This is a genomic window from Bradyrhizobium sp. CCH5-F6 (assembly GCF_001556045.1).
Classification (GTDB): domain Bacteria; phylum Pseudomonadota; class Alphaproteobacteria; order Rhizobiales; family Xanthobacteraceae; genus Bradyrhizobium.
On the sequence record NZ_LSIC01000217.1, the window covers coordinates 1 to 24,039 of the forward strand.

Here is a 24,039-nt window from a genome sequence, read left to right on the forward strand (position 1 = left end):
CCGCCGCGACCGGCCCGCCATAGGCGCCACGCTCGCGATCGGCGCGCGGACGCACCTTGATCTTGAAACCCTCCGGCTTGATCGTCAGCGTCTCCTTCAGGTGCATCTGGTAGCGCTGGTGATCAATCAGCTTGAAGCGCTGGAGAATCATGCCGAGCGCGAGCGCAGCCTCGTGCATGGCGAATCCGCGGCCGATGCAGGCGCGTTGGCCGTTGCCGAACGGCTTCCAGGCATTGATCGGCCGCTTTGCCTCAGCCTCGCGACTGAAATTCTCGGGATCGAAGGCGTCGGGATTGGGCCCCCAAACACTGGTGTCACGATGCAGCGCCGTCACCAGGATGGTGGTGAACGTGCCCTTTCGGAGCCTGTACTTGCCGCCGCCGATGGTCTCGTCGGCGAGCGGCGAGATGCCATAGGCCGGCGCCGGCGGCCACAGCCGCAGCGCCTCTTTCAGGATCTGCGTGATGTAGGTGAGCTGCGTCACCTGCTGGTAGGTTGGCTTGGCATTGACGTCGGGACCGAAGACGCGATCGACCTCGTCGTAAGCCTTCTTGAGGATCTCCGGGTACTTGAGCAGCGCATAGAGCGTGTAGGACAACAGGCCGCTGGTGGTCTCGTGGCCCGCGATCAGGAAGGTGTTGATCTGGTAGCGGATGTTGACGTCGTCGAGCTGCTCGCCGGTGGCGCGGTCGATCCCGGTCATCATCGCGGCGAGCATGTCCTTCTTGTCGTCGATCCCCTCCGCGCTCTTGCGGCGCTCGGCGATGATCTCGTCGACCATCTTGTTCATGAAGGCAACGTCTTCAGCGAGCGTCTTGCGACGCTTCTGCATCCAGAGCTGCTCGAACGGCAGGCCGCGCGTCATCATGATGGTTTCGAGCGAACGCACCAGCGACTCGACGTAGGGGTGATAGTCGCTCCGGTAAAAGGAGTTGAAGCGGTAGTCGAAGCCACACAGGCCGATCGTGTCCAGCGTCAACGCGGTCATGTCGTGGACGACGTCGATCTCGTCGTCGGCGTTGAGCCGCTCCCATTTCTGCACGAGCTGCTCGGCGATGTCGACCATGCTCGGGTGATAGGACTGCATGGCGCGGTTGCCGAACGGCTGCAGCAGGATGTTGTGCGCCTTGCTCCAGTTCGGCTCCCTGGTATCGGCCGTGAACAGGCCGTCGCCGCCGACCGCGCGCACGCGCCGCAGCGCGCCGCGCACCGTCTTGTCGAAGCGCTTCTCGTCGGAGAGCTCGTCGACCAGATCGTGGCCGGAGACGACGACGATCGGCGAACCCATCATGTCGAGCCAGAAGATCGGGCCCAGCTCCTTCGCAAGCCGCGTCAGGTTCTGCACGGGGGCAGCCGAGTCCAGCGACAACATGTTGCCGACCACCGGCCTGGTCGGCGGATGCGGGATCGGATCCAGACGATTCTTGGATGACATCGAAATGTAGTCCCCCCTGCCTCAATGTCGTCATTGCGAGCGAAGCGAAGCAATCCAGAATATTTCCGCAGAGGCAGTCTGGATTGCTTCGTCGCTTCGCTCCTCGCAATGACGAGTTCGCGATGACGAGCTCTAGCCAAACCGCCTTCTACGCCATTCGATCAGCTTGGCGCTGACCTCTTCCGGCTTCTCCTGCTGCGTCCAATGGCCGCTGTCCTTGACGAGATACTTCTCGAGATCGGATATGAGATTTTCCATGCCGTCTGCTGCCGACGGCGGCAGAACGGCATCGTTCTCGGCCATGATCATCAACGACGGGACGTGGATGTGATGATCCAATCCCTTCGCACGCTCCCAATTGCGGGTAAAATTGCGATACCAGTTGATGCCGCCGGTGAAGCCGGTCTTCGTGAAGGTGTCGACGAACACCTTCTTCTCTTCCGCCGAGAGGATCGGCGTGCGCGGATCCACCTTGGCATCATAGGCCGCGATCATCTGCGGAAACGCGAGGTTGGTTTTGGGCGATGCGCCGACACCCGCGACCGGCGGTTCTTCCGGTTTGGCCGCAGGGCGCGGCAGCGGCTTGCGCATGAAGGCATCGAAGGTCTGCTCGACGCGGCTGCCGAAAATCCTGTCCGGCTCGCGCGCGGGATCCTGGAACTGGACGATGTACATCTGGTCGCCGAAGCGCTGACGGAACAGCGCGATCGGATCGACCGGAGCGCGGTCCCAATGCGGCGTGTTGACGCCGACGACGCCGGCGACTCGCGAGGGATGCCGCAGCGGCATCTGCCAGACGACGAAGCCGCCCCAGTCGTGACCGACGAAGATCGCCTTGTCGATGTTCAGGTGATCGAGCAGACCGACGAGATCGCCGGTCAAATGCTCCATGTCATAGTCTTCGACCGCCTCGGGCCGGTCGGTCGCGCCATAGCCGCGCTGGTCCGGCGCGATCACCCGGATGCCGGCTTCGCTCAGCGCCTTGATCTGGTGGCGCCAGGAGAAGGCGAGCTCGGGCCAGCCGTGACACAGCACCACCGGCGGTTTGTCGGTCACTGGGCCCGCTTCGTAATAGCGCATGCGGATTCCGTTCGTCTGCGCGAACTTGAGCGGCGGCATTTCGATCATTGCAAGATTCCTGACGATTGTCCTATTCGGCGGCGCCCTTGATGTCGGCCACGGGCGGTGCGTAAGCGGCCTCCAGCGCCGCAAATTCCTCCGGCAGCATGTCACACATCACCTGCACATGCGGAATGATGTTGGCGCCGACGATGAAACCGAAATCGAGCTGGTCGCGATAGCTCTGCACGGTGATGTTGAGCGCCTGCCCATGCGTCGAGATCGACACCGGGAAGATGTGCAACAGCTCGGCGCCGGCAGCATAGAGCGTCTGCCGCGGCCCCGGTACGTTGGACACCGTGATGTTGGCGGCCGGCGGCAGCACGTCGGACAGATTCGAGCGGCTGTAGAGCAACGCCAGGATCTGCACCATCATCGGCGCACCGAGCATCGAGATGTTGGAGACCTGCGGCATCAGTGCGCGCAGCGGGTGCGACATCTCCTTGGACTTCGTCGACTGCGCGATGATGGCCTCGAGCCGTGCCTTGGGATCCTCGATATTGGTCGCGATCGAGCAGATCATGCCGAACACCTGGTTGTTGGCCTCCGTATTACCTTCCTCGCGGAGCGAGATCGGCACGGCCGCCGTCAGGGATTTCGCCGGCAGCGTGCCATATTGCAGCAGGTAGCGCCGGACCACGCCGGAGGCGAGCGCCAGCACCACGTCGTTGAGCTTGCCGCCGGCCTGCTTGGCCAGAGCCTTCGCCCGCGACAGCGGGATCGACACGCCGGCAAAGCTCCGCTCCGACGAGATCGTCTTGTTGAGCATGGTCGGCGGCGACACCATGCTGGCGAGGCTCTCCCGCGACTTGGGATCGGCGATCTTGCCGAGCACGTCGGAGACGCTTCTGAGCACGGTCGGGATGTTGCCGGCGAAGCGCACCGCGCTTTCGATTTGATACATCGCGTTGTCGAACAGGATCGAGCCGATGTCGCTCTTGCCGGTACGCGGAAGCTGCAGGTTCTTCGCGGTCTGCGAAGCGTCGAGCGGTTGAGAGAAGAGCTGCTGATACGAATCGAGCAGGTTCGCGGCGATGTCACGCGGCTCCTGAGCGGGCTTCGCTCCCGGCCTCGGCGGCTCGACCTTCCGCGGGATCTGCGAGATATCGTAGATCATGTTGGTCAGGGCAGCACCGGCGCCACCGTCGATCGCGGCATGATGCATCTTGGAATAGAGCCCGACCTCATTGTCCTTCATGCCCTCGAAGACGTAGAACTCCCAGAGCGGGCGCGCGCGGTTCAGGAGCTTGGCGTGCATCCAGCCGACGATGCGTTCGAGCGTGGCACGGTCGCGCGGCTGCGGCAGGCTGGCGCGAAAGATGTGACGGTCGATGTCGAACTGGTCGTCCTCGACCCAGGAGGGATGGTCGATGTCGAGCGGCGCCTTCTCCAGCCGTGCCTTCAGGATCGGCGCGATGTGCAGGCGCGAGACGATCATCGCCTTGAAGTCTTCGAAGAAGTCGCCCTTGTAGTCGTCCGGCAGGCGGAAGATCGCCATGCTGCCGACATGCATCGGCATTTCCGGCGTTTCCAGATAGAGAAACGACGCGTCCAGCGACGACAGCTTCTTCCCGTCAGCCATTAGGTCCCTCCCGGATATTTGACGGGCGCCTTGGCGGCGCTTCTCGTCAGGCCGATACTGCCTGTTCCGGCGGGGCATATGCAATGGCAAACGGCCCGGCCCGGTCAAATGGCCTGAACTCCCCCTCCGGTTGCGCCAGCCGGTCTGCCACGGCCCACAGCGCCGCGGGGTTCACGCCGAGCCCGATATGGCTCGCCAAGCGCACCTCGATGTTCTCGGCACGGTCGGATGGACGGAGCAGACAGGTCCGCCAGTTCACGACGCCGTCAGCGCGCGAATAGATCGACGTCGTCGGCACCGGCAGATCGCCGGCGATCGCCTCGCGCGCTTCCGCAAAATCCTCGACCCGCTCGCCGGACAGCGCCTCGTAGAGCCGCGTGGCGTTGGTCGCCCGTACGTCGTTGGCGAAAGGGCTGCCGAGCGTGATGACGTAACGGACCTTGTCGGGGGCCCAAAGCGCGAGATCGCGGGCATAGACTCCGCCGAGGCTCCACCCGACCAGGCTGACCTTGCGTCCGCTCGCGGCGTGGATTTCGGCCAGACGGGTGCGCAGCGAATCCCGCATCCGTCCGAGCCCGCCGAGATTGCGGCCCATCCGCCAAGCATGTGCCTCATAACCGAGCTCGCTGAGATAGCGTCGCATCGGTGCCATCGAGAGGTCGCTGGCGAGAAAGCCCGGCAGCGCCAGCACCGGATGGCCATCGCCCCTCGGCGCGCGCATCAGGAGCGGTGACAGCAGCAGGCTCGCATTGAGTTCGAACAAGCCTCGCGCCTCGGCAAGCAGCAGGCCGAGGGGCGGCGGACGAAGCCGGCCTGACTCCAGCGTCCTGTCCGGGCCGGACGACACTATTTCTTCTTGTCGCCGCTGCGCGTCCCGCCGAGGCCGGCCATCGTAACGAACATGTCCTGAAACCGCTCGGCAATCTTCGGATCGAAGGTGAACCAGCTCTGGATCAGGGATTCCGGCGAGACCTTCTCGATGTTGCTGAGAACTTGCTGCTGCAGCTTGTCCATCACCGCCGTCTGCATCGGCGCCACGTCCGGCAGACCGAAGAACTGGCGAGCCTCGAGGGGGGTGCAGTCGATTTCGATGTTAACCTTCATGTCCCCTCCAGATGAGATTCGAGCGGCGTGCCTGAGTATCGCCGCGAGTTGTGGTGCAACGCAAGCGACCTGATGCCGGCGCGACATGCTCCGTCCGGTAATCAGCCGGCATGGTCAACCAAAGTCGAAAGACATGCTCCTCCATGGCGGGCGCCACGGTCAGCATTGCTGCACAGCGGTGCAACTTGGCGCGTTCCTTGCTGGAATGGCGCTTGCACCGGTCGAGAACTCTGGGCAACATGGATTGATCGGCCGGCCGAACCAATCAAAAATCACCGGCACACGGTGTGGAGAGGGTCAAGAATGTCATTGGGTCGAAGTCTGTTTGCGGCGACGCTCGCCGGAACGGTTTTGTTGACAGTCTCGCCGGCGTCGAGCCAGACGCTGCGCTATGCCAACCAGGGCGACCTGAAGTCGCTCGATCCCTACACCCTTAATGAGAGCACGACCCACGCCCATCTCGGGCACGTCTATCAAGGCCTCACCGCACGCGACAAGGACCTCAAGATCATTCCGGCGCTGGCGGAAAGCTGGGAAACGCCGGAGCCGACCCGCTGGCGCTTCCATTTGCGCAAGGGCGTGAAGTTCCACAACGGCGATCCCTTCACTGCTGATGACGTGCTGTTCTCCGCCGACCGCGTCCGCAAGAAGGGGTCCAACATGCAGACCCGCCTCGCGGCCGACGTCAAGGTCGTCAAGGTCGACGACTACACCGTCGATTTCATCCTGCCCTCGCCCAATCCCATCCTGCATAATTCGTGGGATGTCTGGTACATCATGGACAAGAAATGGGCCGAGGAGAACAACGTCGTCGATCCGACGCCCGTGGCGGCGACCACGCCGAGCTACGCCTCGCTTCACGAGAACGGCACTGGCCCCTTCATCATCGAAAGCCATCAGCCCGGCGTGAAGACGGTCTTCAAGGCCAACCCCAACTATTGGGGCAAGGTCGAAGGTAACCTGAAGGAAATCATCTTCACCCCGATCGCTTCCGACGCCACCCGCGTCGCTGCGCTGCTCTCGGGCGAAGTGGACGTCATCGAGCCGGTGCCGATCCAGGACATCTCCCGCGTCGATTCCAGCCCGAACGCCCAGGTGCTGAAAGGACCGGAGCTGCGCACCATCTTCATCGGCTTCGACCAGACCCGCGACGAGCTGCTCTATTCCAACATCAAGGGCAAGAACCCGTTCAAGGATGCGCGCGTCCGCGAGGCCTTCTACAAGGCGATCGACATCGAGCTGATCAAGACGCGCGTCATGCGCGGGCTGTCGACGCCGTCGGCGCTGATGATTGCCCCCGAATTGTTCGCGCTGTCCAAGGAGTTCACGCGGCCGAAATTCGACCCCGATGGCGCCAAGAAGCTCCTGACCGAGGCCGGTTACCCCGATGGTTTCGAGGTCACCATGGACTGCCCGAACGACCGCTACGTCAACGACGCGGCGATCTGCCAGGCCGTCGTCGGCATGCTCGCCCGCATCGGCGTCAAGATCAATCTGCTGGCGCAGCCGAAGGCGCAGTACTTCGCCAAGGTGCTGAAGCAGGGCGGCTACCAGACCTCGTTCTACCTGCTGGGCTGGACGCCGAGCACGATGGATTCCCATAACGTGCTCTACGACATCATGGGCTGCCGCGACGATGCTAATTCCTCGCGCGGCGAGGCCAATCTCGGCGGCTATTGCAACAAGGAGTTCGACGCCATCACCGACAAGGTGCTGGTCGAGACCGACACCGCCAAGCGCAACCAGCTGATCAAGCAGGCCTACGAAATCGGCATGAAGGACTGGGCCTACATCCCGCTGCACCAGCAGGCGCTCGCCTGGGGCGTATCGAAGAAGGTCAACCTGCCGCAGCGCGCCGACAATCTGGTCATGTTCCACTGGGCGACCAAGAAGGAATAGCGTCAGTCGAACACGAGGTCCCGGCGGCGTCAGGCGTCCGGGACCTTTCCTTTCTCGGCTGACAAGGACGTCCGCCGTACGCACACCCAAGGATAGTGGAAGGAATGCTCGCTTTCACTCTTCGCCGCGCCATTCAGGCCATCGGCGTCATGTTCGCCGTCGGCATCATCGCCTTCTCGATGTTCCGCTTTGCCGGCGACCCCGTCAACCAGATCGTTTCCATCGACACGTCGGCGGCCGAACGAGAAGCCGTGCGCAAGTCGCTCGGGCTCGACGATCCGGTGCCGGTGCAGTTCGTGCGGTATTTCGCCGATGCCGCGCAGTTCAAGTTCGGCGTCTCCTACCAGTTCCGCCAGCCGGTCTCGGCGCTGTTGATGGAACGTATGCCCGCGACACTGGAGCTTGCGGTCTGCGCGACCGTGTTTGCGATGGTGTTCGGCATCCTGATGGGCGTCTATTCTGCGCTCAAGCGCGACACCGTGCTCGCCAAACTCTTCCAGGCCGTCTCGCTGATCGGCATTTCGCTGCCGACCTTCCTGATCGGCATTCTCCTGATCTATCTGTTCGCGGTGACATTGGGTTGGTTGCCCTCGTTCGGCCGCGGCGAGGTGGTGAAGCTCGGCTGGTGGACGACGGGCCTGCTCACGCTATCAGGACTGAAGGCGCTGATCATGCCGTCGATCACGCTCGGCCTGTTCCAGATGACCCTGATCATGCGGTTGGTGCGCGCGGAGATGCTGGAAGTGCTGCGGACCGACTATATTCGCTTCGCCCGCGCCCGGGGGCTGACCACCCGCGCCATCCATTTCGGCCACGCGCTGAAGAACACCCTGATTCCGGTGATCACGGTGGCCGGACTTCAGTTTGGCTCGGTTATTGCATTTTCCATCATCACCGAAACCGTGTTCCAGTGGCCGGGCATGGGACTTCTCTTCGTGCAGGCCGTGCAGAACGTCGATATCCCGATCATGGCCGCCTACCTGCTGATGGTTTCGCTGATTTTCGTCACCATCAATCTGGTGGTCGACATCCTCTACACGGTGGTCGATCCGCGCTTGCGCTCGACCGTCGGTCGCGCCGCATAAGGCAGCCTTCATGCCCGACGCAGTCGTTCCCAGGTCCGACAAGCAGAGCGCACAGCCGGCGCATGCCCACGGCTGGATCAGCCGCGCGCTAGACAGCGACCTGTTCTATTCGTTCCGGCGCTCGAAGCTCACCATGGTGGCTGCGGCCATCACGGTCTTATTCTTCCTGCTTGCGATCTTTGCATCCGCGCTGGCGGTGCAGAACCCGTTCGATCCGGCACAACTGCAATTGATGAATTCGCGGATTTCACCGCTGTGGACCGCGGACGGCCAGAGCCCGTTCCTGCTCGGCACCGACGAGCAGGGCCGCGACGTGTTCTCCGCCATTCTCTACGGCATGCGCATCTCGCTCGCCGTCGGCGTCGCCGGCGTGATCTTCGCCGGCGCGCTCGGCATCGGGCTCGGCCTGATCGCCGGCTACTTCGGCGGCGCAATCGACGGCGTGATCATGCGGATCGCCGACGTGCAGCTCACCTTCCCCGCCATCCTGATTGCGCTGCTGGTGAACGGCATCGCGAAATCCATCCTCGGCAACCGGCTGGACGCCACCAGCATGCTGACGGTGCTGGTGATCTCGATCGGCCTCAGCTTTTGGGTGGGATATGCCCGGACGGTGCGCAGTTCCGTGATGGTCGAGAAGAACAAGGACTACGTGGCCGCCGCACAGCTGATCGGCCTGCCGGCACCGAAGATCATGCTGCGGCATGTGCTGCCCAACACGATGGGCCCGATCCTGGTCATCGCCACCATCAACCTCGCGCTGGCCATCATCACCGAGGCGACGCTGTCCTTCCTCGGCGTCGGCCTGCCCGACACCATGCCCTCGCTCGGCACGCTGATCCGCATCGGCAACAATTATCTGTTCGCGGGCGAGTGGTGGATCGTCGCCTTCCCCGGGCTTGCGCTCGCGGCGCTGATCCTGTCGATCAATCTGCTCGGCGACTGGCTGCGCGACGCGCTCAACCCGAAGCTCCGATGAGTATGCCTCGTCCATGACCGAACCCGTCCTTTCCGTGCGCGATCTTCACGTGGAGTTCGCCTCCCGTCGCGGCACGCTACGCGCCATCGACGGCGTGTCCTTCGACATCGCCAAGGGCGAGGTGCTCGGCGTCGTCGGCGAATCCGGCGCCGGCAAGTCCGTCACCGGGCTGTCGGTGATCGGCCTGATCGATCCGCCCGGCCGCATCGCCGGCGGTGAGATTCGTCTCGCCGGCCTGCGCATCGACAATCTGCCGCCGGAGCAGATGCGCCGCATCCGGGGCAAGCGCATCGGGATGATCTTCCAGGATCCGCTCACCTCGCTCAATCCGCTCTACCGGGTCGGCGACCAGATCGTGGAGACGATCCGGACCCATCTCAATCTCTCCGAAGCGGCCGCCCGCCGCCGCGCCGTCGACCTCCTGGCCGAGGTCGGCATTCCCGCACCCGAGAAGCGGATCGACGGCTATCCGCACGAGTTCTCCGGCGGCATGCGCCAGCGCGTCGTGATTGCGCTGGCGATCTGCGCCGAACCCGAGCTGATCATCGCGGACGAGCCGACCACCGCGCTCGACGTGTCCGTGCAAGCGCAGATCATTGCGCTGATCAAGCGGCTCGGCCGTGATCACGGTACCGCCGTGATGCTGGTGACCCACGACATGGGCGTGATCGCGGAGACCTCGGACCGGGTCGCGGTGATGTATGCCGGCCGCATCGCAGAGATCGGCCCCGTCCAGGACGTCGTGAAGAACCCGCTGCACCCTTATGCCAAGGGCCTGATGGGCGCGATTCCGACGCTCGCCGGAGACGACAAGCGTCTCGTGCAGATTCCCGGCTCAATGCCGCGTCTGTCGGCGATCCCGCCGGGCTGCTCGTTCAATCCGCGCTGCGCGTTCGCCTTCGATCGCTGCCGCGTCGAGCGCCCCGAACCGCAGCCGCGCGGCGAGCAATCGGTCGCCTGTCACCTCCATGACGATGTGCCGGCGGAGAGCGCGGCATGAGCGCTCCCTTCGTCCAGGCCACAAACCTGCGCCGCGTCTTCGACGTCTCAAAGCCCTGGCTCAACCGCGTGCTCGAAGGCGGGCATCTCGAATATCTCAAGGCGGTCGATCACGTCACCTTCGATATCCGGAAGGGCGAGACGTTTGCCCTGGTCGGCGAATCCGGCTCCGGCAAGACCACGGTGGCGCGCATGGTCGTGGGCCTGTTGCCGCCAAGTGCCGGCGACGTGCTGATCGACGGCATCTCGATGACCGATCCGCGGCAGGCTCCGGCGCGGCGAAAGCTGCGCCGCCGCATCCAGATGATCTTCCAGGATCCCTATGCGAGCCTGAACCCGCGCTTCCGTGTCGACGCCATCATCTCCGAGCCGATCCGCGCCTTCGACCTGATCCAGGGCGAGCGCGACATCCAGGCCCGCGTCGGCGAGCTGCTCAGCCTCGTCGGCCTGCATCCCGACGACAGGCTGAAATATCCGCATGAATTCTCCGGCGGCCAGCGCCAGCGTATCGCGATCGCGCGGGCGCTTGCCTCCGACGCCGAATTCATCGTCTGCGACGAGCCGACCTCTGCGCTCGACGTCTCGGTGCAGGCGCAGATCCTGAACCTGATGCGCGATCTCCAGGACAAGTTCGGCCTGACCTACATGTTCATCAGCCACAACCTCGCCGTGGTCCGCCACATGGCGAGCCGCGTCGGCGTGATGTATCTCGGCCGCATCGTCGAGATCGCGGAGGGCCGCGAGCTGTTTTCCCGCCCGCGAATGCCCTACACCAAGATGCTGCTCGGCGCCGTGCCTGATCTCGCGATGAGCGGCCGCCAGCGCATTCCGGTCAAGGGCGAGATCCCGAACCCGATCAATCCGCCCCCCGGCTGCGCCTTCAATCCGCGCTGCCCGCTGGCGTTCGATCTCTGCCGCAAGCAAGCACCAGACCTGATCGACGGCGTCGCCTGCCACGCGGTGAACACCGCGCCGGCCCCGGCGTGACGCGCGCGTGCCATGCGGCCTGCGCATTGGCGAGGCGGCATCGCCTGTGATCAATTGCGCGCGCGACACATAAGGTAACGAAGTCCCATGTCCAACATCAATCCCGATCCCTTCACGACGCGCCCCGAGATCGAGGGCACATTCGGGGTCGTCGCCACCACGCACTGGATCGCGACCGCCGTCGGCATGGCCATGCTCGAAAAGGGCGGCAACGCCTTCGACGCCGGCGTCGCCACCGCTTTCACGCTGCAGGTGGTCGAGCCTCATCTGAACGGCCCCGGCGGCGACGTGCCCGTCATCGTCCATGACGTCAAGCGCGGCCGTACCGAAGTGATCTGCGGCCAGGGCCCGGCACCGGCGCGCGCCACCATCGCACATTACAAGAGCGAAGGCCTCGACATGGTGCCCGGCACCGGCCTGCTCGCGGCCTGCGTTCCCGGCACTTTCGAATCCTGGATGATGCTGCTGCGAGACTACGGCACGATGCGCGTGCGCGACGTGCTGCAGCCCGCGATCTCCTATGCTCGGGATGGCTATCCGCTGGTCGAACGTGCCTGCGCCACGATCCAGACCGTCGAGCAGCTGTTCCGCAAGCATTGGCCGACCTCGGCCGCGGTCTATCTTCCGAACGGGGAGGTGCCGACGCCCGGCACGCTCTTCACCAACAAGACGCTGGCCGCAACCTACGCCCGCATCCTCAGCGAGGCCGAGAGCGGCGGCGGTGGCCGCGACGCCGAGATCGAGCGCGCACGCAAAGCCTGGTCGCAAGGCTTCGTTGCGGAGGCCATCGACAAGTTCTGCCGGACCCAGGAGGTGATGGACGTCAGCGGCTCGCCTCATCGCGGCGTGCTCTCGGCCGACGACATGGCACGCTGGCAGCCGACGGTGGAAGCGCCGCTCACCTACGACTACGGCCGCTACACCGTCTGCAAGGCAGGCGTCTGGAGCCAGGGACCGGTGACGCTGCAACAACTCGCGCTGCTGAAGGGCTTTGCGCTCGACGGGCTCGATCCGACCGGGCCGGAGTTCATCCATCTCCAGATCGAATGCGCCAAGCTCGCCTTCGCCGACCGCGAGAAATTCTATGGCGATCCCAAGTTCACCGAAATCCCGATCGCGACGCTGCTGTCGGATGCCTACAATGACGAGCGCCGCAAGCTCGTCACCGATCGCGCCTCGCTCGACTTCGTTCCCGGCTCGGTCGAAGGCTTTGGCGGCGAAGTCAGGCTGCGCCGCGCCGAGGGCCAGCGCGAGGCTGTCGGCGCGCTCGGTGCCGGCGAACCGACGGTGGGGCGCTTCGGCGAGGTGCGCGGCGACACCGTGCATTTCGACATCATCGACAAGGCCGGCAACATGGTGTCCTCGACGCCATCAGGCGGATGGCTGCAATCCTCGCCAATCATTCCGGAGCTCGGCTTCTGCCTCGGCAGCCGCGCCCAGATGTTCTGGCTGGAGGAAGGCCATCCCGCCGCGCTCGCGCCGGGCAAGCGGCCACGCACCACGCTGTCGCCGACCATGGCATTGCGCGACGGCGAGCCGTACCTCGCCTGGGGCTCGCCCGGCGGCGACCAGCAGGACCAGTGGATCACGCAGTTCTTCCTGCGCCACGTTCATTGCAATCTCAATCTCCAGGAAGCCATCGACGCGCCGGCGTGGCACTCCGAGCACTTCCCGATCTCGTTCTGGCCGCGCACGGCGCGCCCCGGCGTGCTCGTGGTCGAGAATCGCGTGCCGAAGGCGGCGATCGAGAACCTGCGCGAACGCGGGCATATCGTCGAGGTCGGCCCCGACTGGTCGGAAGGCCGCCTCACCGCGGCCTCGCGTGTGGGCGTCCGCCGCCGCGCCGCCGCCAATCCGCGCGGCATGCAGGGTTACGCCGCAGGGCGCTGAAGGGCAACACATGACCTGGTCGATCATCGCGCGAGACCCTGCCACCGGCCAGTTTGGCATTGCGGTAGCGACCCGCTTCTTCGCCGTCGGCGCGCGGGTCCCGTACATTGCCGCCGGCGTCGGCGCCATCGCAACCCAGGCCTTCGTCAATCCCTATTACGGCATCGACGGCGTCAAGCTGCTGCGCGAAGGTTTGAACGCGCACGACGTGCTCGCCACCCTGCTCGCGACCGACGACGGCCGCGAAAGCCGCCAGATCCACATCATGGATGCCAGCGGCGACATCGCCGCGCATACAGGGCGCGATTGTGTCGACTGGTGCGGCCACATCGCAGGCAGCGGCTTCTCGATCGCGGGCAACTTGCTCGCCTGCGCCGACGTGCTCGACGAGACCGCCAAGACCTACATCGCCAACGACAGCCTCCCCTTCCCGCGCCGCCTGCTCGCGGCGATGCGCGCGGGTGAAGCCGCCGGCGGGGACAAGCGCGGCAAGCAATCGGCCGCGCTGCTGATCCATGGCGAGGAGGAGTGGCCGGCGCTCGACATTCGCGCCGACGACCATCCCGACCCGCTCGGCGAGCTCGAGCGTCTGGAGCAGGTCAGCCACGAACTCTGGGTGCACTTCCGCGCCTCCATGCCGACCCGGCAGAACCCTTCCGGCAACACCGATCGCAGCGTCATCGACGCCAGCATTGCCGCGGCGCACGCAAGGCGGTCATGAGGGAACGCGCCGACTTTTCCCGTCGGGACAGATGAAGATCGACCGCAACGATCAGATCACGACCTCGCGCATCACGCGACGGCAGTCCATCTCAAATTCGAGATCGACCACCGGCGGCCGCGCGAAGTGCCAGGTCAGGCCGGAGCGCAGCGCGCCGCGACGAACCAGTTCGTCGACCAGCGCGTGGTGGAAGTCGTGCACGGAATAGGCCTGCACGCCGGTCGTATCCTTCCAGCTGAAGCCGAAGGCCGCCATCCGGGTCTCCATCTGCGAGCTGGTGGTGAAGCGCACCTTCTCGCGCAGCCCGTCAGGGCTGAGGTCGCGGTAGCGCACCGTACGCTCAACGTAGGTGCCGCTGCCCTCGCGTGCCTCTGCACCACCCGCGATCACGAAGCTCGGCGCCGTCGAGCGGGTCGGGCGCGTGAAGGAGAACGCGTAGAAAGACGGCTCGGACGGCGGATCGATCTCGGGACAGACGTTGCTGCGCGCCACCGGATTGGTGGTGCCGTCGAAGATGCCCCATTCGGACAACGTCTTCACATAGTGCAGGTTGAAGGCACGAAAGCCTTCCTCGCTGAAAGCCGCCGGCGAGCGCAGCTCGCAGGCACAGAACGCCGTCAGCGGTCGCCCCGCCTCCCGGATGAACTTTGCGGCCAGCGCAAAGCCTTCGGCCAGCGGCACCAGGCGATCGAAGCGGACACGCTCGATCTCGTAGCCCTCCTCGGCAGCCGCGCCGGCCGAATATTGGAACACCGACGGAATGAAGCGGTAATTGCCGGCAGAGAATTCACGGGTCATGTGCAGCGCCCCTGCGTTCGGATGCGGGCGCTCCTTGGGCGCCCAGGCAAGACTAGCAGAGACAACAAAAGCGGCAACGGTGATCGCCGTTGCCGCTTTTGGCTTGGGTCAGGTCGCGGCGTCAGGTCGGCCGCAGCGCCTTGGTGGCGAGATCGAGCTCGTTGACCTGCTTGTTCCGCTCGGAATCGGCCGCCGCGCGATGGTCCGTTGCCAGCACCACGTAGACCGCCGGCAGCACGAACAGGGTGAACAGCGTACCGATCGACATGCCGGCAACGACGACCAGGCCGATCGAGAAGCGGCTGGCCGCGCCCGCGCCGGTCGCGGTCAGGAGCGGGATCAGGCCGGTCACCATCGCCGCCGTGGTCATCAGGATCGGCCGCAAGCGGATGCGGGCCGACATCTCGATGGCGGAACGCCGGTCGAGCCGCTCTCTGACCTGGAGCTCGTTGGCGAACTCCACCATCAGGATGCCGTGCTTGGTGATCAGGCCTACCAGCGTCAAGAGGCCGACCTGGGTGTAGATGTTCATGGTCGCCGCGCCGAAGTACAGCGGGATCAGCGCGCCGACGATCGCCATCGGCACCGAGATCATGATGACCAGCGGGTCGCGCAAGCTCTCGAACTGCGCCGCCAGCACCAGGAAGATGATGATCAGCGCGAAGCCGAAGGTGATCGCGAGCTGGTTGCCCTCCTGCACATATTGCCGGCTGTCAGCCAGATAGTCGTGGCTGAAGCCCTGCGGCAGCTTCTTGGCTTCGCCCTCGAGGAAATCCACCGCGGCGCCGACGGTCACACCCGGCATCGGCACGGCCGAGAACGTCGCCGAATTGAGCTGGTTGAAGTGAGTCAGCGAGTTCGGGTCGGTCTTGGTCTCGATCGACACCACCGTCGACAGCGGAAGCTGCTGCCCGGTATTGGTCGTCACATAGTAACCGCCGAGCGATTCCGGCGACAGCCGCTTGGCGCGTGGCACCTGCGGGATCACCTGGTATGAGCGGCCCTCGAGGTTGAAGCGGTTGATGTAGTTGCCGCCGAGCAGCACCGCGAGCGTGGCGCCGAGGTTCTGCATGTTGACGCCGAGGTCCTGCGCCTTGGTGCGGTCGATCGTCACCTTCACGTTCGGCTGGTTGTAGGCAAGATCGCTGTCTGAGACGATGAACATGCCGCTGTTGCGCGCGGCTTCCTTCAGCTTCTCCATCTGCTCATAGACGGTCTGGAAGCTGGCGGTGGAGTTGATCACCATCTGGATCGGCAGGCCGCCCGGGCCGCCCGGCAGCGGCGGCAGGTTGAACGCGAAGGCCTGCACGCCCTCGATCTTCGACAGCTCGGCCTGCACCAGCGGCTTCAGCTGGATCGCGGAGCGCTTGCGCTCGTCCCACGGCTTGAGCAGCATGCCGGCGATGCCGCCCTGCGGGCCGTTGATGCCGTTCAGCACGAAGCGCAGATCGGTCTCGGGGAACTTCGCGAATTCCCTGTCGAGCTTGTCGCCGTAGAAATCGAGATAATCGATGTTGGCGTATTTCGGGGCCTTGGTCACCGCGAACACGATGCCCTGGTCTTCCTCGGGCGCCAGCTCCTTCGAGGTGTGCATGTAGAGGAAGCCGACCAGCCCCAGGATCGTGACCGCAAACAGGCCGGTGATGGCCTTGTAGTCCAGCGAACGGTCGAGCTTGCGCCCGTACCAGCGCGTCATCGCACCGAACACGCGGTTCACGATCTTGGCGAAGCGTCCCTCTTCGGTGTTCTTGAGCAGCACCGAGCACATCATCGGCGACAGCGTCAGCGCGATGATGCCCGACACGATCACCGAGCCTGCGAGCGTGAAGGCGAATTCGCGGAACAACGAGCCGGTCAAACCGCCGAGGAAGCCGATCGGCGCGTACACCGCGGCGAGCGTAATCGTCATCGAGATGACCGGGCCCACGATTTCGCGCGCCCCTTGGAGCGAGGCCTGGACCGGCGTCTTGCCCTCCTCCAGATGGCGGTGGATGTTCTCCACCACCACGATGGCGTCGTCGACCACGAGGCCGATCGCGAGCACCATCGCGAGCAGGGTGAGCAAGTTGAAGCTGAAGCCCAGCGCCAGCATCAGGGTGCAGACGCCGATCATCGACAGTGGAATGGTGACGACCGGGATGATGACCGAACGCAGCGAGGCCAGGAACAGGAAGATGACCACGATCACGATGATCACGGCTTCGCCCAGTGTATTCTGCACCTCGTCGATCGAAGACTGGATGAACTTGGTCGAGTCGTAGGCGACCTTCATCTTCATCGAGGGCGGGAGGTTGCGTTCGAGCTCGGGGAACAGCGCGCGCACACCCTTGACCAGCGTCAGCGGGTTACCCTGTGGCGTCGCCTGCACGCCAATGAAGATCGCGCGCTCGCCGTTGAAGGCAACGCTCGCGTCCGTGCTTTGGGCGGCAAGCTCGACGGTGGCGATGTCCTCCATCCGCACGAAGCCGCCGTCCTTGGCCTTGACGATCATCTTCTTGAACTGATCGACGTTGGTCAGGCCCGTGTTGGTCGAGGCGTTCGAGACGATGAGATAGCCCTTGGTCTGGCCCGCCGCGGACTGGAAGTTGTTGGCCTGGATCGCGGCCGCGACGTCCGCCGGCGACACGTTGCGGCCGGCCATCTTCATGGGATCGAGCCACAGACGCATCGCGAAGGTCTGGCCGCCGAGAATGTCGGCCGAGGCGACGCCGTCGACGGTCGACAGCACCGGCTGCACCACGCGCGTCAGATAATCGGAGATCGCCGAACCGGACAGCTCCTCGGACGAGAAGCCGAGATACATCACGGCCGTGGTTTGGCCCGTGGTCTTGGTGACGATCGGATCGTTGGATTCCTTCGGGATCAGGTACTTTACCGAGTTCGTCTTCGCCAGCACCTCAGTGAGCGCCTGGTTCGGATCGAAATTCAGCTTGATGTAGACCTGGATCGTCGAGGTGCCGAGCACCGAGGACGAGGTGATGTAATCGACGCCCTCGGCAGAGGCGACGGCCTGCTCGATCGGCGTGGTGATGAAGCCCTGGATCAAGTCTGCGGACGCGCCGGGATAGACGGTCGTGATATTGATGACCGTATTCGACAGCTTGGGATATTGCCGGATCGGCAGCATCATCGCCGCGCGCAGGCCGATCAGCAGGATCAGCAGGCTGACGACGACCGACAGAACCGGGCGCTTGATGAAAATATCGGTAAGGGCCATCGCGGCGATCTCGATTTCTTTGGCTCAAGAGACGTGATCCGGCCGAGCCGGATCACGCGCATGTTTGGTCAGTAGCGCGGCGGCTGCGCCGGGATCGGCGGGGCCGGGTCGGTTGAAATCGAAACCGCCGCGCCCGATTGCAGCTTGAGCTGGCCGACGGCGACGACCTTGTCGCCCGCTTTCAGACCCTTGACGATTTCGACGCGACCTTCGACCCGGTTGCCGGTCTGCACGAAGGTGCGTACCGCCGAGAGGCTGGTCTTGCCGTCCTCTTCCTTCTTCTCGGTGATCACGAACACCGAGTCGCCGTAGAGCGTATAATCGACCGCCGTCTCGGGGACGGTGATCACGGCCGGCTTTTCCGGCAACACCACGGTCGTGGTCACGAACATGCCGGGCTTGAGGATCTTTTCCGGATTGGCGATCGTCGCCTGCACGCGGATGTTGCGGGTATCGGTCGAGATCTGCGGCTCGATCGTGGTGATCTTGCCCTCGAAGGTGCGGCCCGGATAGGCGTCGACCTTCAGCCGAACGGCCTGGCCGACCTTCAGATTGCCGGAGTCCTTTTCCGTCACCGTGAAGTTGGCCCACAGCTCGGACAGATCGGTCAGCGACACGATTGCCGTGCCGGCGGTGAGATACTGGCCGACCTCGACCTTGCGGACGCCGAGATCGCCGGAGAACGGCGCGCGCACCAGCTTCTGCGAGATCAGCGCTTCGGTCTTGGCGATGCCGGCCAGCGCCTGGTCGTAGGCAGCCTGCGCATTGTCGACGGTCGCCTGCGGACCGAACTGGCGCGCAGCCAGCTGCTTGGCACGATCGAGCGACAGCTGGGCGACGGTCGCCTGCGCCTTGTAATTGGCGAGGTCGCCCTGCTCCGGCGCGTCGAACAGTTGCACCAGCGGCGTGCCGGCCTCGACACGCGTACCCGGCACGAACTTGATCTCCGTCACGCGACCGTTGACGTCGGCGCTGACATCGACCTGATGCACGGCGACCAGGCTGCCGACCGCGGTGAGCAGGTTCGGCACCACCTCGGACTTCGCCTCGGCCGCACTGACGGCGACCGGCGGCGGCTTGTTGTTGGCGAAGAATTGCTTGATCATCTGGCCGCGGAAATAATTGAACCAGACGAGGCCTCCGACCAGCGCGGCCAGAAGCGTACCGACGATCACGAACCACAGCACCGGCCGGACCGGACGCTTGGGAGCCTTGTTGTCGATCGGTTGGCCCGAAATCTTGTGTTCGGCTACGATGTTCATGTCATGCGCTTTCTGCAATCGCCGCCTTGCCGGCATCCGGGGCCTGATCGCGGCCCAGATGCGAAGCAATTGCGGCGTCGTTAAGTCCGATACCCCTCAGGAGAAACTCACAGAGCTGCCGCTCCAGATCGTTCGCCTTACCGTAAGCCAGACAAGGCGCGGCCGGCAGCCTGGTCAGCGCCGCCATCATCATCGCATGATGTGCGAACCAGAACAGGTTGAGCGGATCGCCAGCGTAGGGCCGCGCATCCCCGGCGGCCACGGCGCGCTCGAGCGAGCCGACAAAAACCGGCCCAATGAGCGTCTCGATCTTGGCATATAGCAAACGAGCGAATTCGCCGTCATCCAAATGGCTCGTGGCCATCAGTCGCAGGCGTTGGGCCTCTTCCTGATCGGGGCAATCAGCAATGTGCAGAAAATGCCCGACCATCCTGCGGATCACTTCGACCAGCGTGGCGGTCGAGGGCTGCCGCTCGAGAAGCTCGATGAACGCCGGATCCGCTTCGCATTCGTCGCTGAGGATTTCGGCGTAGAGTGCCGCCTTGGAGGGGAAGTGCTTGAACAGCAGCGCCTCGGAAATGGCAGCGGCGGCCGCCACGCTCTTCGTCGTGGTGCCGTTATAACCGTGTCGGGCAAAGCAGCGCTTTGCGGCACCGAGGATCAATTGACGCCTCAGGTCGCTCGTCATACGCAATGAGCTCATGCTTGGTGAGTAATCACTCACCCACGCAAAAGTCAAGCACTATGTTGCATCGCAACCTCTGGATTCAACCAGATTGCACCTCCGCCCTCAGCACCTACGGGACGGGCTTCTGGATGGACGCGGGGCGGCGTAGCTAGATCGGCTGGAAGCCGAGGTCGGCGCGAATCCGGTTGACGATGTAGGTCCCGTCCCGGCTTGGCAGGATCCGCTCGAGTTGGGCGCTGTCGATCTTCACGTTGGCAAAGCGCGGCCCCGCGGAGACGTCGTGGACGGCCTTCGCAAAGGCCTCCACCCCAGCCATGGTCGTAACGGAGCGGCTGTCCTCGATGCCGCAGGCCCTGGCGACGCCGACGAGGTCCGCGGCGGCGGAGGTGTGGCTGGTCTGGCCGCCGGTCTCGCCATAGGCCTCGTTGTCGAGCACGACGATTGAGAGGTTGGACGGTTTCTGCAGCCCGATGGTGGCAAGGCTGCCCATCCCCATCAGCATCTCGCCGTCGCCGGTGATGACCAGCACCGGCAGCTTCGGCTGCGCCAGTGCGAGCCCGAGCCCGATCATCGCGGCGCCGCCCATGCCGCCCCAGAGATAGAAGTTGCGCGCATGATCGCCGGCCGCACACATGTCGTTGGTGGAGGCACCCAGGCCTCCGATCGCGACGACGTCCTTGCGGTCCGCAAGCAGCGTGGACACTACCTGGCGGCGGTCGAGGAGATTGGCCTTGCTCATTTGGTGAAAACCTTGGCGCCGATCAGGCGCTGCGACAACAGGACGGCCGTGGGCGTGAGCGCATTGTAGGCCTGCGCGGCGGCGGCCTCCAGCACGGCCGGCACCTCGGCCGCGTGCGAGGCGCGCAGCACCTTGACGCCGGAGAGTTCGAACACGCCTTGCGTGGTCGATCCCATCGGCACCTGCCACGGATTGAACTCGCCCCACTCGCCGCGCATGGTCACCAGCGTGAGGAAGGGAAAGCGCAGGATCGGGATCAGCGAGAGCATGTTGATGCAATTGCCGACGCCGCTCGACTGCATAAGCAACACGCCGCGCTGGCCGCCGGCCCAGGCGCCCGCGAGCAGCGCTACGCCCTCCTCCTCCGTCGTCAAAGGAATGCCGCGCATGGTGGAGGAGTCCAGCACGCGCTCAATCAGCCTGGAATGACCGGCGTCAGGCACATACGGCACCTGCCGGACATCGAAGCGCTGCAATGCCGCGAAAATATCATCGGGCCAGTTCGGGGCCGTCTCGGGAGCGTCAGCGCGCGCGTGCATTTTCCTGTCCGGTCGGCTAGCAGTGTCCGAAGACTGTAGACGCATGCAGGCGTCGACCAGAACAACAAAAACGGCATATCGGCTTTAACCGGCGAGAATAACGGGATGAACGCAGATGCGAAGGCGCTGGCGGCCAGCTTCGATCTCGAGAAGCTGACTCCGGAGTTCTACGACAACCCCTACCCGACCTATCGTGCACTGCGGGAGAACGAGCCGGTCAAGCGCCTGCGCAGTGGCACCGTGTTCCTGACGCGCTATGACGATCTCGTCACCACCTACAAGAACACCAGGTCTTTCAGCTCGGACAAGAAGCGCGAGTTCGCGCCGAAATACGGCGACACGCCGCTCTACGAGCACCACACCACCAGCCTCGTCTTCAACGATCCACCTTCGCACACCCGCGTGCGCCGCCTGATCATGGGCGCTTTGTCGCCGCGGGCGATCGCCGGCATGGAGGGTGACCTCATCAAGCTGGTCGACGGCCTGCTCGATGCCATCGCAGCCAAGGGGGCTTGCGAGCTGATCGAGGACTTCGCCGCCTCCATTCCGATCGAGGTGATCGGCAATCTGCTCGACGTGCCGCACGAGGAACGCGGGCCGCTGCGCGACTGGTCGCTGGCGATCCTCGGCGCGCTCGAACCCGTGGTATCACCCGAAGCGGCTGCGCGCGGCAACAAGGCGGTGCAGGACTTCCTGGCCTATCTCGAGACACTGGTCGCGCGCCGGCGCCAGAAGCCCGGCAATCCCGAGCGCGACGTGCTGACGCGCCTGATCCAGGGGGAAGAGAACGGCGAACGGCTGACCGAGAAGGAACTGCTGCACAATTGCATCTTCCTGCTCAATGCAGGCCACGAGACCACCACCAATCTGATCGGCAACGGCCTCGTGGCGCTGGACCGTCATCCCGACCAGAAGCAGCGGCTGATCGACAACCCCGACATGATCAAGACGGCGGTCGAGGAGATGCTGCGCTACGAGAGCTCCAACCAGCTCGGCAACCGCATGACCGCGGAACGTGTCGAGCTCGGCGGCGTCATGCTGGAGGCCGGCACGTCGGTCACGCTGTGCATCGGCGCGGCCAATCGCGATCCCGCGCAGTTTGCGGACCCCGAGCGCTTCGACATCGCCCGCACGCCGAACCGGCACCTCGCCTTCGCCACCGGCGCACATCAATGCGCCGGCATGGCGCTGGCGCGGCTGGAAGGCGCGATCGCGATCTCGCGCTTCCTGGCGCGCTTCCCGAACTATGGCGTGAGCGGGCAGCCGGTGCGGGGCGGACGGGTGCGGTTTCGGGGGTTCTTGAGCGTGCCTTGCTCGATCGGCTGAGGGGCGGAAAGCAAAAACTGCGAAAACAACCCCATGCACAGTAGAGCCCGGGTTATTGAACGACGCCCGGTGGGTCAGCAGAACCATCTGACATTTCAGCCAAATCAGGCCGCGCCCACCATCGGGGGCAGGCAGACTTAAAAGTCGGTTGGCTGACACCCACATCAGGGTTGACGGCCTCCGGTCCAGTCGGTTGACGCCGCCGCGCAGCAATGGAGTGACGACAGATGAGCTCGTCCATCATTGATTTCGTCGCGACAGAAGCACGCTTTGGCGCCCATAATTACGAGCCGATCAGGGTCGTCCTGTCGCGCGGCGAAGGTGTCTGGGTCTGGGATACCGAAGGTAACCGCTATCTCGATTGCCTCTCGGCCTATTCGGCGGTCAGCCAGGGCCACTGCCACCCCAAGATCCTGGCGGCAATGATCGAACAGGCACACAGGCTGACGCTCACCTCGCGCGCCTTCCACAACGACCAGCTCGCCCTGTTCTACGAAGAGATCGCCGCGCTCACCGGCTCCCACAAGGTGCTGCCGATGAACAGCGGCGCCGAGGCAGTCGAAAGCGCGATCAAATCGGTGCGCAAATGGGGCTATGAGGTGAAAGGCGTGCCGGACGGCCAGGCCGAGGTCATCGTCTGCGCCAACAATTTTCACGGACGCACGCTGGGCATCGTCGGCTTTTCAACCGCCCCCGAGACACGCACACATTTCGGGCCGTTCGCGCCGGGTTTCAGGATCATCCCGTTCGGCGACGCCGCGGCGTTGCAAGACGCAATCACCCCAAACACCGTCGCCTTTCTGGTCGAGCCGATCCAGGGCGAAGCCGGCGTCATCATTCCTCCGGCCGGCTATTTCACTGAGGTGCGCCAGCTCTGCACCGCAAACAACGTGATGCTGGTGCTCGATGAGATCCAGACCGGGCTCGGCCGCACCGGCAAGCTGCTCGCCGAGCAGCACGAGGGAATCGAGGCCGACGTGACGCTGCTAGGAAAGGCCCTTTCCGGCGGCTTCTATCCGGTGTCGGCCGTGCTCTCGAACAACGACGTGCTCGGGACGTTGAGACCCGGGCAGCACGGGTCGACCTTCGGCGGCAACCCGCTTGCCTGCGCAGTGGCGCGCGCCGCGCTGCGCGTGCTGGTCGAGGAAGGCATGATCGAGAACGCGGCCAGGCAGGGCGCGCGCTTTTTGGAAGGCTTGAAAGGCATCCGCGCCAATACGATCCGCGAGGTGCGCGGGCGCGGCTTGATGCTGGCGGTCGAGCTGCATCCCGAGGCCGGCGGCGCTCGCCGCTACTGCGAAGCGCTTCGGGGCAAGGGCATCCTCGCCAAGGATACCCATGAGCACACGATCCGCATCGCCCCGCCGCTGGTGATCACCAGTGATCAGGTCGACTGGGCGCTGGAGCGGCTCGCCACCACCCTGACGCACGATTTCTCTTGAGGCTGCCTGCGTCGGAAGATCGCACGCCGGCCACGGCCGACAGAGAACGATTCCGCCGGCCGCGCGTTGACCATCGTGGGCGGTTACGAGCTGGGAGCCAGGATCATGCTTCCGCGTGGCGTTTGCCTGACGGCCGGTTTGGTTGGTGTTTCGATGCTGGCAGCGAGCGTCGGCGCGCTCGCCCAAGGGCCCGGCGGACACGGAAGAGGCGGACCACCGGGGCTGGCC

At 64.6% G+C, this 24,039-nt stretch carries 20 protein-coding genes; 9 read left to right on the plus strand and 11 right to left on the minus strand.

Annotated elements, in window-relative coordinates; genetic code table 11:
* The 5 genes from AX729_RS37685 to AX729_RS37705 form a co-directional block, all read right to left on the minus strand.
* On the minus strand, positions 1–1,435 hold a 1,435-nt coding region (locus tag AX729_RS37685), incomplete at its 3' end, for a cytochrome P450 (RefSeq protein ID WP_156457438.1).
* Between the two features lie 132 nt (positions 1,436–1,567).
* Positions 1,568–2,563 carry an alpha/beta fold hydrolase gene (locus tag AX729_RS37690; RefSeq protein WP_061029973.1) on the minus strand — a complete coding sequence of 332 codons (996 nt, stop codon included), beginning with the start codon at positions 2,561–2,563 and terminating at the stop codon, positions 1,568–1,570.
* Positions 2,564–2,585: 22 nt separating this feature from the next.
* Positions 2,586–4,136: a WS/DGAT/MGAT family O-acyltransferase gene (locus tag AX729_RS37695; protein ID WP_061029975.1), complete on the minus strand. Its 1,551-nt coding sequence runs from the start codon at positions 4,134–4,136 to the stop codon at positions 2,586–2,588.
* 46 nt (positions 4,137–4,182) lie between these two features.
* Positions 4,183–4,983, minus strand: a complete 801-nt coding sequence (locus AX729_RS37700; protein WP_061029977.1) for an esterase/lipase family protein — start codon at positions 4,981–4,983, stop codon at positions 4,183–4,185.
* The gene (locus tag AX729_RS37705) at positions 4,983–5,240 is read right to left on the minus strand and encodes a DUF6489 family protein (RefSeq protein ID WP_061029979.1); all 258 of its coding nucleotides are present in this window, start codon (positions 5,238–5,240) and stop codon (positions 4,983–4,985) included. The genes AX729_RS37700 and AX729_RS37705 overlap by 1 nt, the downstream gene beginning before the upstream one ends.
* A gap of 303 nt (positions 5,241–5,543) precedes the next feature.
* Between AX729_RS37705 and AX729_RS37710 the strand changes: the two genes are divergently transcribed.
* The 7 genes from AX729_RS37710 (at position 5,544) to AX729_RS37740 (ending at position 13,800) form a co-directional block, all read left to right on the plus strand.
* Positions 5,544–7,139, plus strand: coding sequence for an ABC transporter substrate-binding protein (locus AX729_RS37710; RefSeq protein ID WP_061029981.1), 1,596 nt, complete (start codon positions 5,544–5,546; stop codon positions 7,137–7,139).
* A gap of 104 nt (positions 7,140–7,243) precedes the next feature.
* Positions 7,244–8,224: an ABC transporter permease gene (locus AX729_RS37715; protein ID WP_061029983.1), complete on the plus strand. Its 981-nt coding sequence runs from the start codon at positions 7,244–7,246 to the stop codon at positions 8,222–8,224.
* A 10-nt stretch (positions 8,225–8,234) separates the two neighbouring features.
* The gene (locus AX729_RS37720) at positions 8,235–9,203 is read left to right on the plus strand and encodes an ABC transporter permease (protein WP_061029985.1); all 969 of its coding nucleotides are present in this window, start codon (positions 8,235–8,237) and stop codon (positions 9,201–9,203) included.
* Between the two features lie 13 nt (positions 9,204–9,216).
* Positions 9,217–10,203, plus strand: a complete 987-nt coding sequence (locus AX729_RS37725) for an ABC transporter ATP-binding protein (protein WP_061029987.1) — start codon at positions 9,217–9,219, stop codon at positions 10,201–10,203.
* The gene (locus AX729_RS37730) at positions 10,200–11,189 is read left to right on the plus strand and encodes an ABC transporter ATP-binding protein (RefSeq protein ID WP_061029989.1); all 990 of its coding nucleotides are present in this window, start codon (positions 10,200–10,202) and stop codon (positions 11,187–11,189) included. Before AX729_RS37725 ends, AX729_RS37730 begins: the two co-directional genes overlap by 4 nt.
* Positions 11,190–11,276: 87 nt before the next feature.
* Positions 11,277–13,079, plus strand: coding sequence for a gamma-glutamyltransferase family protein (locus AX729_RS37735; RefSeq protein WP_061029991.1), 1,803 nt, complete (start codon positions 11,277–11,279; stop codon positions 13,077–13,079).
* Between the two features lie 10 nt (positions 13,080–13,089).
* The gene (locus AX729_RS37740) at positions 13,090–13,800 is read left to right on the plus strand and encodes a DUF1028 domain-containing protein (RefSeq protein ID WP_061029993.1); all 711 of its coding nucleotides are present in this window, start codon (positions 13,090–13,092) and stop codon (positions 13,798–13,800) included.
* Between the two features lie 51 nt (positions 13,801–13,851).
* On the opposite strand, the gene cnbZ is transcribed toward AX729_RS37740, so the two are convergent.
* The 6 genes from cnbZ to AX729_RS37770 form a co-directional block, all read right to left on the minus strand.
* Positions 13,852–14,598 (minus strand): 2-amino-5-chloromuconate deaminase CnbZ, encoded by a 747-nt coding sequence (gene cnbZ / locus AX729_RS37745; protein WP_061029995.1) that lies wholly within the window; start codon positions 14,596–14,598, stop codon positions 13,852–13,854.
* A gap of 121 nt (positions 14,599–14,719) precedes the next feature.
* Positions 14,720–17,815 (minus strand): MexW/MexI family multidrug efflux RND transporter permease subunit, encoded by a 3,096-nt coding sequence (locus tag AX729_RS37750; protein ID WP_061029997.1) that lies wholly within the window; start codon positions 17,813–17,815, stop codon positions 14,720–14,722.
* A gap of 68 nt (positions 17,816–17,883) precedes the next feature.
* Positions 17,884–19,077, minus strand: a complete 1,194-nt coding sequence (locus AX729_RS37755) for an efflux RND transporter periplasmic adaptor subunit (protein WP_061029999.1) — start codon at positions 19,075–19,077, stop codon at positions 17,884–17,886.
* A gap of 1 nt (position 19,078) precedes the next feature.
* A complete protein-coding gene (locus tag AX729_RS37760; RefSeq protein ID WP_061030001.1) occupies positions 19,079–19,780 on the minus strand; it encodes a TetR/AcrR family transcriptional regulator in 702 nt (233 codons plus the stop codon).
* Between the two features lie 133 nt (positions 19,781–19,913).
* Positions 19,914–20,504 carry a thiamine pyrophosphate-dependent enzyme gene (locus AX729_RS37765; RefSeq protein ID WP_061030003.1) on the minus strand — a complete coding sequence of 197 codons (591 nt, stop codon included), beginning with the start codon at positions 20,502–20,504 and terminating at the stop codon, positions 19,914–19,916.
* Positions 20,501–21,043, minus strand: coding sequence for a phosphonopyruvate decarboxylase (locus AX729_RS37770; RefSeq protein WP_061030005.1), 543 nt, complete (start codon positions 21,041–21,043; stop codon positions 20,501–20,503). The genes AX729_RS37765 and AX729_RS37770 overlap by 4 nt, the downstream gene beginning before the upstream one ends.
* Positions 21,044–21,148: 105 nt before the next feature.
* Between AX729_RS37770 and AX729_RS37775 the strand changes: the two genes are divergently transcribed.
* A complete protein-coding gene (locus AX729_RS37775; protein ID WP_061030007.1) occupies positions 21,149–22,369 on the plus strand; it encodes a cytochrome P450 in 1,221 nt (406 codons plus the stop codon).
* A 227-nt stretch (positions 22,370–22,596) separates the two neighbouring features.
* Positions 22,597–23,811, plus strand: a complete 1,215-nt coding sequence (gene rocD, locus AX729_RS37780; RefSeq protein ID WP_061030009.1) for an ornithine--oxo-acid transaminase — start codon at positions 22,597–22,599, stop codon at positions 23,809–23,811.
* Positions 23,812–24,039 lie beyond the last annotated feature (228 nt).